Below are 15363 nucleotides of genomic sequence, written 5' to 3'. Positions count from 1 at the left end.
GAGCGGCCTGCTGTATATGCGCCAAAAAGATGCCGGGCTAACCCAGAAGCGGTCCGAGACGGCCGGTTGCATCCCCACCAACCTCCGCAACCAGAAAACGTCCCAGCAACCATGGTCTTCATCCCCGCCAAAACATTTCTTCTCGCCGCCCCGTGACCGGAGCCGCAGCGAGCGAAGCGAGCGTGAGGTGGATGAATCGCGCGCAGCGAAGCGAGCACGATTCATCGTCGGGGCGGACGCTGTCGAGGGCCTCCCGATAGAACCTCATGGGGAAAACCAGCCTGTTCTCAAATCCGGGAAGCCTGCAGCAGTGCTTGGACAACCCCACCGCATGCAGCACGGGTTCAACAAACCCCGCCGCATGCAGCACGGGTTCAACCAACCCAGGAAGCACGCCACAGTACTCACCAACCCAACAAGCACCCCGCAGTCCTCACCAACCCAACAAGCACCCCGCTGAGCTCACCAACCCAACAAGCACCCCGCAGTCCTCACCAACCCAACAAGCACCCCGCTGAGCTCACCACCCAACAAGCACCCCGCAGTCCTCACCAACCCCCGAAGCGTGAAGCAGCGCCCAAAATTACTTTGGCGGAGACGAAGACCGCAGCCTTCACCCCCGCCAAAGAAGCGCCTATATCAAACGCAGGACTACTTGGGCGCCTCGACCCACACCTTGCCCTGGTTCGGCATGTACGTGACCTTGAGCTGCTTCATCAGCGGCAGGTTCACGTACCCCCCGAGCTCGAAGCCCGCCGAAGCGCGGACACCCGCGAGCCCAGGCTCGCCCGGCTCGTCGAGGTAGACGAGCCCGCCCACGCCAGACACGGACGCGTCGCCAAAGTTGACGGTGTCGACGAAGACCATCTTGCGGCCGCCCTCGACGTCCTCGGGGTTCTCGATGTCCCGGGGGAGGTGGTCGCTCTTGAGGTAGGCCTTGGAGGTCGTGCTGACGGCGCTGGGGTGGATGCCGCCGAGCCAGGCCCAGATGTCGTGCTCGGAGCCGTCGATGCGGACCGGCGTGATCGGCACGTGGATGTACCACTGGTCGAGGAAGAGCAGCGGCAGCTCGGCGGCGCCGGCCGGGGCGGCCTCGGGGGCGGCCTTGGTCAGGGTCAGCGACGAGGCCGGGAAGTCGGCGACGACGGAGCCGAGGCGGTGGAGGACCTGGTGGCCGAGGACGATGCCGGGCTTGTCGGGCAAGTTGGCGCCGGCGAAGGCGTTGAGGTCATCGACGACCGCGGGCACGTTCTTGATCTTCATGCCCTTGAACTCGACCTCGGGCACGAGCACGACGTCGTACTCGCCGAGGTTGAACAGCTTGACCTTGCCCAGGCTCTCGAGGCCGAGGCTGGCGACGAGCTCGGCGTCGACGTGGGACTCGATCTGCAGCTCGGAGAGCATGGCCGTGGACGGCTCGCCGCCGACGACGGCGAAGGAGAACTTGAGCCCGGTCCACTGGTGGATGTCGAGGTCCGAGGTGCCGGTGTCGCCCTCGATGGCGATGAGCTCGCCCTTGCCCTGGAAGGCGCGGAGGTAGTCGGCGTAGCCGCGGATCGCCTCGGCCGCGACCCCGTCGGCGGCGCTGCTGAGGAACACCTCGTCGGCCACGGCCGGGCCGGCGTCGACGTCGACGGCGAGGTAGTGGGCCCACAGCTGGCCGATGCGCGAGTCGAGGCCGACGGGCGCCTTGCAGACCTTGGCCTGGGTGTCGCACCAGCCGGCCACGTCCTCGCAGTCCTCGAGGGCCTCGCAGGGCTTGGCCTGGAAGTCGTCGTTCTCGGCCGCGATGGCGGGGGCGAGGATGTCGAGGGACTCCTGCAGCGCACCGGCGGCGCGCAGGTTGCGGGCCAGGGCCACGGTGGCGCCGTAGCTCTTGGGGTTGAGCTCGACGGCCTTGCGCAGGGCCTCGGTGGACGCGGCGTAGTCCCCCGCGCGCCACTTGGCGGCGCCGATGACCAGGTAGGCGTCGGAGTTCTCGGGGTTGGCCTCGAGGGCCTCCTCGCCCCGCTCGAGCGCGGACATGTAGCGACCGCTGCGCAGGTCCTCGTTGGCGAGGGTGATCAGCTCGTTGACCTTGGCCGCGGCGGCGGCCTTGCGCTGCTCGTCCTCGATCTGCTCTTTGGTCTTGCCCGCCGGCACCTTGGTGCCGTCCTCGGTCTTGGCGCAGCCGACCATCAGGGCGGGCGAGGTCAGCAACAGCCCGAGGCCCAGACCCACGGTCAGGGACGAGGAGCTGCGGGGGGAAAAGACGCTACGGACGCTACGCATTCGTTCTCCGGGGCCGCTGGTGCGGCGGCGAGGAGGATACCCGCCAGCCGCTCGGGTCGGCAAACGGCAATGCGAGACCTTGCTTACGCACCGCGGACTCGCGGCGACGCCGCTGCCCTTCGGGGGCCGATCTCGGCGTGAGCCGGGCGACTACGCGCTCTCGGCCCGATCCCCCGAGCCTGTTTCAGGGCCCGAAGCGCCGTCCCGCCGGGCCCGGGCGAGCATCAGGGCCCCGGGCAGGGCGAGGACGCAGGCGCCGAACAGCTGCAGCAGGTACATGAAGGCCGCGAAGGTCGAGGCGGCGTCGACCTGGGCCGCGGTGGTCATCAGGCCCATGGCCACGGCCATGCCGACCTGAAAACTGCCGGCCTGGGCCGGGCCCCCGGGGACCTGGATGCTCAGGCCGACGATCGCAACCACCGCGGCGGCCTCGGCCATGCCCAGGTCCAGGCCGCAGGCGAGCAGCACCAGCCACAGCTGAAAGACGGTCAGGCCCCAGTAGATCACCGACCAGGCCAAAAAGGGCGCGCCGCGGCGCCAGTCGAAGAGCACGGAGATCGTCGACGCGACCCGCCCGGCCGCGGCCGCCGCTCGCTCCCCGAGGCGCCCGGGCACCGTGCGACGGATCAGCCCCTCGAGCCAGTCGGGCCGTGCGGCACCTCCCAAGAGCACGCCCAGGCCCAGCAGGAAGGTCAGCGCCATGATCCGCCCGCTCCCGCGGATGCCCGCCATGACGTCCGGCTCGGCGCCGATCAAGTCGGCGAACGCGAGGCCCACGAACAGCATGCCGACCACGACCAAGCCGTCGATGACCCGCTCGACGGCGATGGCCGAGAGCGACTCGGTGAAGCCCACGCCCGGCTCGTTGGCGCGGGTGATCAGCAGGGGGCGGGTCAGCTCGCCGAGGCGAAAGGGCAGCAAGATCACCGCCGGGAAGCTGACCAGGCCGCTCCCGTGCAGCACCCGCCAATCGAGGCGCCGCTGGGCCCCGCCGCTGTGCTCGCGGACCACGGGATCGAGGGCAAAGCGCAGCCGCGCCGCGCGAAAGGCCGCGTAGGGCAGCTGCACGAAGCAAGCCGCGAACAGCAGCCAGGGCCGGGGCAAGACCACCTGCCTGGGCCACAGGTCGATCATGCCAAAGCGCGAGACCAACACCAGCAACACGACGGCGGCGACCAGCGAGCCGAGCCACAGCGCGACGCGGCGGCCGAGGCTGAGCTCGCGGCGCTTGGGCTCGGGCGGCGCCTGAGAGCCCTCGCTCACCCGAGCACCCCGTGGAGCCAGCGGGCGATCACCCCGAGCTCCTCGGGACACACCGCGTGCTCCATGGCGTAGTCGTGCCAGGCGATGGGCCGGGCCGGGTCGAGGGCCGCGACCTGGTCGTGGGCGGCCTTGCCCAGCCACACCGGGACCACCGGGTCGTTGCGGCCGTGGCAAAACAGCATCGAGGTCTGGGCGTTGGCCTCGCTGCGATCGCTGGCCACGCTCTCGCCCATGAGCAGGTAGGCGCTGAGCACCGCGACGCCGGCGAGGCGCTCTGGGTGACGCAGGCCGACGTGCAGGGCCATGGCCCCGCCCTGGGAAAAACCAACCAGCGCGATCTTCTCGCTGGGGATCCCGCGAGCGCGCTCGGCCTGGATCAGCGCCTCGATCTGCGCCTGCGAGCGGCGGATGTCGTCCTCGGACTCGCGCACCCCCGTGAAGTCGAGCTTGAGGATGTCGTACCAGGCCCGCATGACGTAGCCGCCGTTGATGGTCACCGGCCGGACCTGGGCGTGGGGCAGGACGAAGCGGACCTTGGGCAGGCCGAGCATGGGCGGGATGGGCTCGAAGTCGTGGCCGTCCGCGCCCAGACCGTGCAGCCAAATCACGCTCGCGCGAGCGCCGGCCGCGGCGTCCTCGGGCCCGATCTCGATGCGCTCGAGCAGCTCGGTCTCGGTCTGGGACATGGCCACCTGTCTACCTCATTTTTCCCGAGGAGGTCTTCACCCCGCCAAACGACGCCCCCCGCCCGGCGACCCCACGCCGACTCGACGGTACGAACGCCATTGCCCACCGGCCCCCCGAGTCCGAGCTGCCCGTGGGGGGCAAAGTCAGACCCCGTCGGAGCTGCCTCGCGCCATGCCGGGAGGCTCCACGCCGCCGCGACGAGCGACGGCTGCGGCCTCGCGGCTGAGCTCCGGGAACCAGGAGAAGAAGATCGGCAGCTGCCCCTTTTGCTCCTCGCTGAGGTAGTCGAAGTTCGAGCCGCGGTCGTTGACCTCCCAAAACTCCCGGTCGCGCAGGGCCGCGAGCTCGGCCCAGATCTTGCGCATGCGCGTGGCGGGCTCGCGGTGCATGTCCCGCTGAATTTGCCGCGCGAGGTTCTCGGCGCCGTGCAGCATGTAGGTGGTCGCCAGCTTGACCTGGGCCTTGCGCACGCCCTTGAGGGTGTGGTCCGAGCTCTCGGTGTTGTCGTCGATGCGCAAGAAGGTGGCCAGCAGGTCGTCGTGGAACTGCGTCCCGGTGTGGAAGGCCTTGGCGCACAGCGCCCCGACGTCGTGGGCGATGACCTCGGTGATGAAGGTCATGCCCCGGCCAAAGGCGATGCCCGAGTAGTAGCGCATGCGCCGGGCGATCTCGACGCCGCGCTTTTCGAGCTCGCTGAGGTCGCCCGCGGGCTTGCCCGCCGAGACCGTCAGCGTCGAGGTCATGCTCATCGGCTGGTCCAGGATCAGGTCGGCGGGGTCCGTGTCGATGTGCTCGATGACGAACTCGCCCAGCTGCCGATACTGGTGGAGGATGTTGTAGCAAGTGCGGACGTCGTTGGCGTTGATGGTCGCCCGCAGGTAGGTGTTGAAGAACTTGATCGCCAGGTCCAGCGCCGGCAGGTCGCCGTGGCGCGCCGCGGCCTCACCCAGGCGCCGGGTGTTGATCGCGATCAAGTAGCAGAGGTCCCGCATGCGCTCGAGGCCCTCGCCGTAGAGCATCTGGTACTGGCGGAGGATCTTCCACTCGAGCCAGGTGCCGCGCCCGCGCAGGTCGTTGATGGCCTCGTCGGACAGGCTGACGAAGTCCGGGCTCTGGCGGTTCCAGTCGGGGATCGAGTGCCAGCTCTGGATCATCCCGGCCTTGGTGCCGCCGTAGTAGATGGCGAAGTTGCACAGCGCGTTCGTCGCGCTCGACGCGATGTTCTTGTCCTTTTGCTGGACCGCGTTGAGGCCGATGTTGGCGAGGTGCTCGACGGCCTGGGTGGCCTCGCGCTGGCGCTGCTGGATGCTCCACACCCGGCCGCGGTAGGGCGTCGACGCGACCAGGCCGTCGGTGGTGATCCGCGAGATGATCGAGTCCGGCTCCAGGAAGTTGAACACGAACACGAAGTAGGGGAACAGCAGCAGCAAGCTCGCCGTCAGCGCGAGCATGGACAGGACCACGCCGATCTGCGGCAGGTAGCCCAGCTCCCCGTTCTCGCCGACCGCCCCGTCGACGGAGAAGTTCACCCACAGCACGTAGACCGTGCAGACGATGAAAAAGCCCAGGGTCAGGCGGTTGGCCCGGGCGCGCATGAACAGCGAGGTCACGATCGGCGTGAACCGGGTCGCGGCCAGCTGCACGATGATGCTCGAGACCGTCAGCGCCAGGCCCAAGACCGCGGCCATCACCTCGCCGAGGCTGCCGAGGGTGTTGCGCGCCTGCTCGGCGTCCTGGTGGAGCAGGCTCTCCAGCAGGGTCTCGCGGTTGTCCGTCTCCAAGAAGATGGAGTCGAGGCCAAAGGAGAACACCAGGCAGACCAAGACGATGCCGCCGACGAAGGCGAAGGGCAGCAGCCAGTTCGTCAGCTTGACGGTGATGTTGTCCTGGTGCGTGCCCGTCGAGGACGCGGCGACGACGCGGGCGACCGAGCGGGTCGCGTCCGAGCGGGTCGCGCCCGAGCCCGTCTTGGGCACGCGCACGGGGGCCCGAGCCCCGCTGGGCTCCCGCGTCGGTTGTTCACCCTCGGTCACGGCCCTGGACGGTAGCAGATGCTGCGGCCCAGCGGGTATCGTCCCGCCCATGCTCCTGGCCATCGACGTCGGCAACTCCAACACCTCGATCGGCGTGTTCGAGGGGGAGCAGCTGCGCTGCGAACTGCGCCTGGGCACGCGGCGGGCGTGGACTCGCGACGAGTTTGCGATCACCCTCGAGCGGGCCCTCGCGCTGCGCGGCTACGGCTTCGCCGCGATCGCCGACGCCGTGCTCGCGTGCGTCGTGCCGCCCGTTCAGGGTCCGATCATCGCGGCGCTGGAGCGCTACGTCGGTGTGAACAGTTTGGTCGTCGGACCAGGCCTCGACATCGGCATGCCCGTGCTCTACGAGCCGCCCAAGGACGTCGGGGCCGATCGCCTGGTCGCGGCGATCGCCGCCCACCAACGCTATGCTCGCGGTCGGGGTGAGGGCGGGGAGAACACCGCGATCATCGTGGTCGACTTTGGCACCGCGACGACCTTTGACGTCGTGTCTCCCACCCCGGAGTACCTCGGCGGCGTGATCGCCCCGGGCGTGGGCATCAGCGCCGACGCCCTGTTCCAGCGCGCGGCCAAGCTGCCCCGGGTCGACGTCGCCAAGCCGGGCGGCGTGGTCGGGCGCAACACCGTCGACGCGATCCAGTCCGGCCTCTTCTACGGCTACGTCGGCCTGGTCGAGGGCATGCTCCACCGCATCCGCGCCGAGCTGCAGTGGCCGGCCCACGCCGTCGCCACGGGCGGACTCGCCCGCAAGGTCGCCCACGAGACCGAGGCCGTCGACCACGTCGACGACAACCTCATGCTCGAGGGCCTGCGGATGATCCACGAGCGCAACGCCAACAGCACCTGACCGGTCAGGCGTCCGCCCGCGCGCGCAGTGCTGCGAGGGCGTGCTCGCGGTCGTCGAAGTGGATCTTGGTCTCGCCGATCACCTGGTAGTCCTCGTGGCCCTTGCCGGCGATGAGCACGACGTCCTCGGCCGCGGCCTCGGCGATGGCCGACGCGATCGCCCGGGCCCGATCGACCTCGCGGACCAGCTCGGCCCCGCCCGCGTCCGGCCCGAGCGCGCCCGCGATCATCTGGTCGACGATGCTCGCCGGGTCCTCCGTGCGCGGGTTGTCCGAGGTCGCCCAAAAGCGCTGGGCCCCGCGGCTGGCGACCTCGCCCATGAGCGGGCGCTTGCTCGGGTCGCGGTCGCCCCCGCAGCCGAGCACGACGACGGTCCGCCCGCCCCGAGCCCGGCGCGCGTGCTCGAGGGCCTCGAGCGAGCGCGCGACCGCGTCCGGGGTGTGGGCGTAGTCGACGTAGACCGCCGGGCCCGCGACGCCCGGGAGCGCGACGGCCTCGAGCCGACCGGGCGCGCCGGTGGCCGCGCGCAGAGCGTCCGCGATCGTGTCCAGACCAAAGTCCAGGCCCAGGGCCAGCGCGACCGTGACCATCAAGTTGTCGAGGTTGAAGGCGCCGACCAGCGGCGAGCGCAGGTCCAGCGCGCCCGCGGGCGTGGCCACGCGCACCGCCGTCCCCTCCCCCGGCTGAAGCGGCAGCTGGGCCTCGACCCGCAGCTGCGCCTTCGCCCCTGCCCCCGCCGCGCTCCGGGCCGTTCGCCAGCGCCGCTCGACCCCCGCGGCCTCGGCCGCGGCCAGGAAGGCCTCGCTCGCCCGACCCTGCTCGAGGGGCGCGACCGCGAGGCCGTCGACGTGCAGGTGTCGCCGGGCCAGCTCGCACTTGGCCTCGAGGTAGGCGGCCATGTCCGGGTGAAAGTCGAGGTGATCCTGAGAGAAGCTGGTCAGCGCGACGGCGCGGTAGCGCAGGGGCTTCGCCCGGCCCTGCGCCAGCGCGTGCGAGGACACCTCCATCACGCCGCAGCGCGCCCCTCGATCGTGGGCCTCGGCGAGCAAGGCCTGGAGCTCGACGGGGAAGGGCGTGGTGAAGCCGGCATGGACCTCGCGGTCGACGAGCCAGTTCCCCGTCGTGCCCAGGCGCAGGTGCGGCCGGCCGCCCCGGGGATGCGACGCGATCGCGCCGAGCAGGTGCGCCGTCGTGGTCTTGCCGTTGGTCCCGGTGATGCCCGCGAGGCTCAGGGCCTCCCCGGGCCAGCCGTGCCACGCCGCCGCCAGCACCGGCAGGTGCTCCCCGAGCCCGCGCAAAACCAGGCGCGGCGTGTGAGCGAGGTCCGGATCGGCCTCGACCGCCGCCGAGAAGTGAGCCTCGTCGACCACCAAGAGCCCCGCTCCGGCCGCTCTTGCCTGGGGCAAAAAACGATGCCCGTCGTGAGTCGCCCCCGGGATCGCCACGAAGGCGTCGCCCCCGTCGACGCGTCGAGAATCGTCGATCAATCGAGGCAAGGCCTGGCTCGGCGCGGCGTCGCGCAGGTGCGCCCGCGCCCCTTCGGGCAGCCTGGCGCCGAGGTCGGCGAGGAGATCAGCGAGAGTCGGAGGTCGGCGCGGCACGATGCTGGGGGGGACGCTAACACCCGCCAGGAGCTTCCCGAAGCCCTCCAGGCCAAGCGGCCAGGGCGACCTCGCCAGGCTTTTTGGACCGCAGCGTGGGGAAGCCGCTTCCGGTTCGAGGTCCGTTTCGGGACCCCGGCCGACGTCGTCGATTCACGATGCCTGACTGATTCATCGTCCAATGGTTTTTTCGTCTGGGTCGATCTCGGGACCGCTGCTGGCCGGCTCCGGGGCGCGACCGACCGTTGACGAGTTCCGGGGACATGTCGCAACAATCACCACAGTCCCATGTTTTCCAAGCTCCGCCCCCTGATCCTCGCCGCCCCCCTCTTCGCGCTCGCCGGCTGCTCGATCCAGCCCGGCGACTACATCGTGTTCCGCGTCGCCTTCGACGCGCCGGAGAACCAGTCCGACTGCCTCAACGGCAACGACCCCAACCCCAACACCGTCGATGACTCCACGGACCTGACCACCGCCTCGTCCATCGCCATCTTCGCCTTCGACGACGACTACTTCCTCGAGTACGGCGAGGGCCTGTCCCTCCAGGGTGTGCGCGACGGCAGCGACTACAGCTTCGACGGCACCACCGTCGACGTCGAGGTCCTCAACCCCGACGACGACACCTACACGACGAACACCGTCGACATCGAGGTCGACCTGATCATCAACGGCAAGAACATCAACGGCATCGCGACCACGCGGACGACCAACACCTGCACCGGCGCCAGCTGCCCGGAGGACTACGACACGACGTGCACGTCGACGCAGCGCTTCCGCGGCTCCGAGATCAAGGACGCCGACCTCGAGCGGCCCGTGTAGCCTGCTTTGCCCCCCGCAGCCGCCTGGGGCCGGGGTCGCTCCGTCGCTCCGCTCCTCCTCTGCTTTGCCCCCGCCGGGGCCGAGGACCGGGGTCGCTCCGTCGCTCCGCTCCTCCTCTTTGGCTGTAAGGCAATGAGGTTCGTGCCCCCTCAGACCGCATTCGGTCGCCCCCTGAAGGGGGCGCTATCTGGCGGGGATGAGGGGGCATCCCCTTTGGTTTGGCGGGGATGAGGGGATGAAGACCGCTGTTGGCCTTTTGTTCCGTTCCCTCGACTCTTTCTAACCCGCCAGGAATTCCATCGTCGCGCGCAGCGACGTGTCCAGCGGCATCGCCGGCTCGTAGCCGAGCAGCTCCCGGGCCCGGCTGACGTCCGCGCGGCTGTGCCGGATGTCGCCGGCTCGGAAGTCCTCGTGGCGCGGCTGCATGGCCCGGCAGTCCACGCCGCGGTCGGCCATGCCGTCGCGCAGCAGCTCGAACAGCTCGAGCAGCGTGAGCCGCCCGCCGAGGCCCACGTTGAACACCCCCTCGCTCGGGTCCCCCGGCATGGCGCGCGCGTCTGCGTCGGCGCGCTCGTGCCAGGTCGAGGCCAGCAGGTTGGCCTGGACGACGTCCTCGACGGGGCAAAAGTCCCGGGTCGTGAGCCCGTCTCCGAAGATCACGGGCTGCTCCCCGCGGGCGAGGGTGTCGATCCACTTGGGGATGACGGCCGCGTAGGCGCCGTTGGGGTCCTGGCGCGGGCCGACGATGTTGAAGTAGCGCAGGCCGACGACGGACATGCCGTGGGTGGTCGACCAGGTCTGGCCGAGGACCTCGGCGATGCGCTTTTGGCCGGCGTAGGGCGAGAGCGGGCGGCCGATGATGGCCTCGCTCTGGGCCCCGGTCTCGGGGGCGCCGGGGCAGTCGCCGTAGACGGCGGAGGAGGTGGCATGGACCACGCTCTTGGCCCCGCACGCGCGGGCGGCCTCGAGCAGGTTGAACATGCCGTCGACGTTGACCGAGTGCGCGGTCTCGGGCTCGGCGAGGGTGCGCGGGACGGAGGCGACGGCGGCGTGGTGGAGCACGTGCTCGACGCCGTCGAAGCGGGCGCAGGCCTGGCGCAGGGCCTCGGGATCGCGGACGTCGAGCTCGCGAAACTCGAAGTGGGCCTCGACCTCGCACGCCCCGCGGCCGACGGCTCCGCGCACGAGGGCGTCGAGGTTGTCGCGCTTGCCGGTGTCGAAGTTGTCGACGCCGACGACCCGCTGCCCGAGGGCGAGGAGGTGCTCGGCGAGGTGCGAGCCGATGAAGCCGGCGACCCCGGTGATCAGCCAGGTGCGGGGGCGCTCGCGCAGGCTCTGGTGCACGGACTCGATGGTGGACATGGTCAGCCTTCTCTCAGCGAAGCCTGGGGCAGCTAGGAGGCTTCGGGCGCCTCGTCGTGGGCGCGGTAGGTGTAGTACTCGGAGCCGTAGCGGCGGCCCTCCTCCCGGGCGTCGAGCTCGTTGAGGACCACGCCGAGGAGGTTGGTGTCGCCCTGGCGCAGGATCGTCAGCGCGCGCTGGATGTCGGTGCGCGTGGTCGCGCGGCAGCGGGCGACGAGCACGACGCCGTCGACCTGGGGCGCGAGGATGAGCGGGTCGGTGACCGGGAGGGCGGGCGGCGAGTCGATGATCACGACGTCGAAGCGCTCGCGCAGCTGGGCCATGACCCGGCGGCAGGCGGGGGACTCGAGCAGCTCGGCGGGGCTCTCGGGCAGGGCGCCGCAGGTCAGCACGGTCAGCCGCTCGGGCGCGCCCTCGAGCTCGGTCTGCAGGGCCTCGCCGAGCTCGTGGCGACCGGCGAGCACGGTCGCGAGGCCGTAGTCCTCCTTGCCGACGGCCTGGGGGAAGACCTGGTGCAGCCGGGGGCGGCGCATGTCGGCGTCGACCAGGCACACCTTCTTGTTGGCCTGGCAGTAGCTCAGCGCCATGTTCATCGCCGTCGAGCTCTTGCCCTCCGAGGACGCCGGCGAGGTCACCAGCAGGGCGATGGACGAGCCCTGCCCCGAGATCATGAAGGCCAGCGAGGTCCGGATGCTGCGGCAGCGCTCGGCCATGAGCGACTGCGGATAGAGGTGGGTGTAGAGGTCGCGGCGGCGTCGCTGGGCGCGGACGTTGCCCACGCCCAGGGCCGGGTCCGCGGGCAAGCCCGGGAGCTGGCCGAGGGTCGGGAGGCCGAAGCCCGAGAGCGCGCGCTCGAGGTCGATGGTGCTGCGGATCCGGTGGTCGCGCAGGTCGATGACCACGGCCGCGACGCTGCCCAGGGCCAGGCCGGCGAACACGGCGACGGCGAGCAGCACGAGCTTGCGCGGGCGGACCGGGACGACCGGGCGCGTGGCCTCGTCGAGGATCTCGACCGGCGGGACCTCGACGCGGTTGCTGACCTCGATCTCGTCGGTCCGGCTGCGCAGCTTGGCGTAGGTGTCGGCGGCGTTGGTCGCCTCGCGCTCGAGGGTGCGGAAGGCCGGCTCGAGGCGGCCGAGCTCGAGGGCCTTCTCGCGCTCGCGCTCGAGCGCGGCCTCGAGCTTGGTCTCGGTCTCCTTGGCGGCCTTGTAGCGGGCCTCGAGGGTGCGGACCAAGCCCAGGGACTCGTCCTCGATGCGCGTCTCGATGGTGTCGAGGCGCAGCTTGGACTTCTTCCACCGCGGGTGCCGCTCGCCGTAGCGCACGTCGATGTCGTTGAACGCGGTCTCGGCGTCGAGGCGCTCGGCGAGCATGCGGTCGAAGATGATCCGCTCGCCGGTGCTCAGCAGCGAGGCCCCGGCCAGGCTGCCCTCGGACTGGAGCTTCTTGCCCTGCTTGTAGGTCGCCTCGATGGCGATGCGGTCGGCCTGGGCGGCCTTGGCCGCCGAGGACAGCGTGGAGATGTTCTGGGCGATGAGGTTCTGGCGATCCTCGAGGGAGATCGAGGTGATCTTGTTCTCCCGCTTGAAGCGCTCGAGGGCCTTCTCGGCGTCCTCGAGGGTGGTGTTCGCCGTGACCAGCTCGCTCTCGAGGTCCGACTTGGCCCTGGTCCCCGTGTCCGAGCGCTGGCGCGTGATGTGCTCGAGGTAAGCGTGGACCACCGCGTTGGCGATGTCCTCGGCGAGCTCGGGGTCGGGGTACTCGGCCGAGATCGCCATGACCCGGGAGGCGCGGACCTTCTCGACCTGGACCATGCCCTGCAAGCGCGCGACCGGGTCGGTCTGCTCCTCGGCCTGGGCCCGCTGCTCGGCGTCGCGGATCGCGTCCGTGCCCAGGAAGGTCGGGTCGTCGGCCAGGCCCAGCTCGGCCAGGGCCGCCTTGGCGACCTTGCGGCTGAGGATGATCTCGCGCTGGGTCTCGAAGTACTGCTGGTAGCCGAGGCGGTCGTTGCCCTCTTCCTCGTTGACGCCCACGACCTTGTCGAGGACCTGCGGGCCGCCAGGGTTGACCACCAAGGTCGCGGTCGCGCGCCAGTAGGGGCGCAGCAGGGACACCGCGAGGATGCCGATGGCGACGGCGAGCATGGTCGTGACCACGACCACCAGCCAGCGCCGGCCGAGGATCGCCAGCAGGCGCAAGAGCGCGTCGAGGGCATCGGTCGCCCCCGCCTCCCCCGAATCGCCCCCGACCGCTCCCCCAGTCGAGTAGCCCGGCGTGTGCCGGCGAGCGCCCATACCGGGCTCGGGGGGAGGCTGATGCATCGTCGATGGAGCTTAGGAGGGCTCGGTGTTCATGTCCAAAGCTCGGCCAATCCTTCGCCTTGGATGATTCCGGGGCCCGATCGACTGCTCACCGGGGCAGTGACGCCGCCTCGTTCACGTGTGACCTGGCTCGCAGTCTTGGCGGTGGTCAACCGCAAAACAGGGATTTGACGCAGACAGACCGACATTCCCGTACAATCGGCACTGGCAGCCAACTATGGAGGTGCGCGAACTCGACGATCGGACGCTCATCGAGCACGAAAACGGGTACGCCGAGATCCGCGAGTTGGCCCCAGGGGTGTTCGTGACCCGCTACTACGGCGCCGCGCCGGTCCAGCTGGTCGCCCCCATCGCCGCCCGCTTCGACCAGCGCATCGTCGAGGGCTACCGCATCAGCATGTCGATCGACGCCACGGATCTGGCCTTCTTCGAGGCCGAGTTCCGCCGCCAGTGGACCGAGTGGATGGGCCGCAACAAGGCCCACCTCGACGACGTGCACCTGCTGTTCAGCTCGCGCCTGGTCATGATGGGTGCTGCGCTGGTCAACGCGACCATCGGGCCCAAGATCAAGAGCTTCGCGGAGCGCTCGGAGTTCGACGCCGCGATCACGGCGGCCGTCCTCGACCGGGCCTGAGCCGGGCGAGAACGGCCGCTCAACTCCGGAGCCCCGGGCTGTCGGCCACGCGCCCCCAGTCCCGAGACCCCGGCGGGGCAGGCTAGAGCTCGGTCATGCCGCCGTCGACGACGTACTCCGAGCCGGTCACGAAGCTCGCGTCCTCCGACAGCAGGAAGGCCGCCACGGCGGCGACCTCGTCCGAGGTGCCGAAGCGCGCCAGGGGCACCTGACTCAGGATCTGCTGGGCGAAGCCGTCGATCATCTCCTGGGACATGCCCGTGCGGTTGAAAAAGCCGGTCCCGATCGGGCCCGGGCTCACCGCGTTGACGCGGATCTGCCGGGGCGCGAACTCCCGGGCGAGCACGCGGGTCAGGGTCCGCAGCGCCCCCTTGGTCGACGCGTAGATCGACGCCCCGCCCATGCCCACGGTCCGGGCCACCGAGGTGTTGAACACGATCGCGCCGCCATCTTGGAGCTTGGGCGCGAGGGCCTTGGCTTGGAGCAGCGGCCCGCGGACGTTGACGTCGTACTGCGCCGCGAACTCCTCGGCCGTCACGTCGGACAGGGGCTGGAAGCGCCCAAAGCCCGCGTTGAGGAAGGCCGCGTCGACGCGGCCGCCCAGGTGCTCGTCGACGGCCCTGGCCAGCGCGTCCACGCTGCCCGCGTCGCCCGCGTCGTTGGCGATGGCGACCACGCCCTCGAGGGCGTGGGCGGCCGCGATGCGCGCTTCGTTGGTGCCCGTCACCAGCACGGAGCCGCCCTCTTTGACGACGCGCTGGGCCGTCGCCAGCCCGATGCCGCTCGTTCCGCCCGTGATGACGACCTTTTTGCCTTCGAATCGATTCATGGTTCTCGTCTCCGCTCGCCCTTACGGGCATTCTTGAGTGATCGTTTCCAAATGCTTCGTGCTGAGACGCACGCGAGGGCGCTCGCCCCCGTGAGCTAGTTGGGGATCCGCAGCCGCCCGAGGAAGTCGTCCACGGCGAGCCTGGCCGTGTCGACGTCCAAGCGCTGCTTTTTGCCCTCGACCTGGATCCCGTTGATCAACAGGCGCAGCTGGAGGGCGAGAGAGTCTGGACTTCCAGGGGTGAACTCCCCGGCGGCCTGGCCCCGCTCGATCAGGCCCCGGAGCAGGCGCTGCATTCGGCCGTCGTGGTGGCCCAGGGCCGTGCGGACCGCGTCGTCGTGGGGGGCGAGCTCGACCGCGCAGTTGACCGCGAAGCAGCCCGCGCGCGAGCAGCCCTGGGTCGAGTCGATGATCCCGTAGAGCAGGCGCTGGAGCACCTCGCCCGGGCCGCTGGCGCCCACGAGGTGCATGGTGATGCCCTCGTAGCCCTCCTCGAGGTAGCGGGTCAGGGCGCGCAGGAACAGGCTGCGCTTGTCGCCGAAGGCCTTGTAGATGCTGCCCGCCTTGATGCCCATGGCGCGCTCGAGGTCGGCGACCGAGGTCGACTCGTAGCCTCGGTCCCAAAAGACGGTCAGCGCTCGGTCGAGCACCTCGTCTTCGTCGAAGCTGCGTGGCCTGCCCACGAGCTCACCCT

At 70.2% G+C, this 15363-nt stretch carries 12 protein-coding genes; 3 read left to right on the top strand and 9 right to left on the bottom strand.

The annotated features are described in order from the left end of the window. Positions 1-651 precede the first annotated feature (651 nt). From PPSIR1_RS30130 to PPSIR1_RS30115, 4 genes are all read right to left on the bottom strand, one after another. Positions 652-2220 (bottom strand): tetratricopeptide repeat protein, encoded by a 1569-nt coding sequence (locus PPSIR1_RS30130; protein WP_006975005.1) that lies wholly within the window; start codon positions 2218-2220, stop codon positions 652-654. A 201-nt stretch (positions 2221-2421) separates the two neighbouring features. Continuing rightward, positions 2422-3534 (bottom strand): lysylphosphatidylglycerol synthase transmembrane domain-containing protein, encoded by a 1113-nt coding sequence (locus PPSIR1_RS30125; RefSeq protein WP_006975004.1) that lies wholly within the window; start codon positions 3532-3534, stop codon positions 2422-2424. Then, entirely contained in the window at positions 3531-4220 is a 690-nt protein-coding gene (locus PPSIR1_RS30120) for an alpha/beta hydrolase (RefSeq protein WP_045117053.1), read from the bottom strand. Before PPSIR1_RS30120 ends, PPSIR1_RS30125 begins: the two co-directional genes overlap by 4 nt. 144 nt (positions 4221-4364) lie before the next feature. Further along, positions 4365-6254: a DUF2254 family protein gene (locus tag PPSIR1_RS30115; RefSeq protein ID WP_198154647.1), complete on the bottom strand. Its 1890-nt coding sequence runs from the start codon at positions 6252-6254 to the stop codon at positions 4365-4367. 49 nt (positions 6255-6303) lie between these two features. Between PPSIR1_RS30115 and PPSIR1_RS30110 the strand changes: the two genes are divergently transcribed. Beyond that, positions 6304-7104: a type III pantothenate kinase gene (locus PPSIR1_RS30110; RefSeq protein WP_006975001.1), complete on the top strand. Its 801-nt coding sequence runs from the start codon at positions 6304-6306 to the stop codon at positions 7102-7104. 4 nt (positions 7105-7108) lie between these two features. On the opposite strand, the gene PPSIR1_RS30105 is transcribed toward PPSIR1_RS30110, so the two are convergent. Beyond that, complete coding sequence (locus tag PPSIR1_RS30105; RefSeq protein ID WP_045117042.1) at positions 7109-8704, bottom strand: UDP-N-acetylmuramoyl-L-alanyl-D-glutamate--2,6-diaminopimelate ligase; 1596 nt, start codon at positions 8702-8704, stop codon at positions 7109-7111. A gap of 288 nt (positions 8705-8992) precedes the next feature. Between PPSIR1_RS30105 and PPSIR1_RS30100 the strand changes: the two genes are divergently transcribed. After that, positions 8993-9523 carry a hypothetical protein gene (locus tag PPSIR1_RS30100; RefSeq protein WP_006974999.1) on the top strand — a complete coding sequence of 177 codons (531 nt, stop codon included), beginning with the start codon at positions 8993-8995 and terminating at the stop codon, positions 9521-9523. A 279-nt stretch (positions 9524-9802) separates the two neighbouring features. Here PPSIR1_RS30100 and PPSIR1_RS30095 read toward each other — a convergent pair whose 3' ends face one another. Together PPSIR1_RS30095 and PPSIR1_RS30090 are read right to left on the bottom strand one after the other, a co-directional pair. Further along, entirely contained in the window at positions 9803-10885 is a 1083-nt protein-coding gene (locus PPSIR1_RS30095; RefSeq protein ID WP_006974998.1) for an NAD-dependent epimerase/dehydratase family protein, read from the bottom strand. 32 nt (positions 10886-10917) lie between these two features. Next, positions 10918-13206, bottom strand: a complete 2289-nt coding sequence (locus PPSIR1_RS30090) for a GumC family protein (RefSeq protein ID WP_086001830.1) — start codon at positions 13204-13206, stop codon at positions 10918-10920. A gap of 223 nt (positions 13207-13429) precedes the next feature. On the opposite strand from PPSIR1_RS30090, the gene PPSIR1_RS30085 reads away from it, so the two are divergent. Continuing rightward, positions 13430-13840 (top strand): hypothetical protein, encoded by a 411-nt coding sequence (locus tag PPSIR1_RS30085; protein ID WP_157596120.1) that lies wholly within the window; start codon positions 13430-13432, stop codon positions 13838-13840. Positions 13841-13922: 82 nt separating this feature from the next. Here PPSIR1_RS30085 and PPSIR1_RS30080 read toward each other — a convergent pair whose 3' ends face one another. Further along, a complete protein-coding gene (locus PPSIR1_RS30080; RefSeq protein WP_006974995.1) occupies positions 13923-14669 on the bottom strand; it encodes an SDR family oxidoreductase in 747 nt (248 codons plus the stop codon). Between the two features lie 95 nt (positions 14670-14764). After that, a complete protein-coding gene (locus PPSIR1_RS30075; RefSeq protein WP_006974994.1) occupies positions 14765-15352 on the bottom strand; it encodes a TetR/AcrR family transcriptional regulator in 588 nt (195 codons plus the stop codon). Positions 15353-15363 lie beyond the last annotated feature (11 nt).

Origin of the sequence: Plesiocystis pacifica SIR-1 (genome assembly GCF_000170895.1) — a bacterium.
Lineage (GTDB): Bacteria > Myxococcota_A > Polyangia > Nannocystales > Nannocystaceae > Plesiocystis > Plesiocystis pacifica.
This window is presented reverse-complemented; position numbering and strand designations above follow the sequence as displayed.

What these genes read in the sequence shown, in the direction of transcription:
- PPSIR1_RS30120 (WP_045117053.1), bottom strand. Translation starts at nt 4,220, where the DNA reads ATGTCCCAGACCGAGACCGAGCTGCTCGAGCGCATCGAGATCGGGCCC.
- PPSIR1_RS30110 (WP_006975001.1), top strand. Translation starts at nt 6,304, where the DNA reads ATGCTCCTGGCCATCGACGTCGGCAACTCCAACACCTCGATCGGCGTG.
- PPSIR1_RS30095 (WP_006974998.1), bottom strand. Translation starts at nt 10,885, where the DNA reads ATGTCCACCATCGAGTCCGTGCACCAGAGCCTGCGCGAGCGCCCCCGC.
- PPSIR1_RS30080 (WP_006974995.1), bottom strand. Translation starts at nt 14,669, where the DNA reads ATGAATCGATTCGAAGGCAAAAAGGTCGTCATCACGGGCGGAACGAGC.
- PPSIR1_RS30100 (WP_006974999.1), top strand. Translation starts at nt 8,993, where the DNA reads ATGTTTTCCAAGCTCCGCCCCCTGATCCTCGCCGCCCCCCTCTTCGCG.
- PPSIR1_RS30090 (WP_086001830.1), bottom strand. Translation starts at nt 13,206, where the DNA reads ATGCATCAGCCTCCCCCCGAGCCCGGTATGGGCGCTCGCCGGCACACG.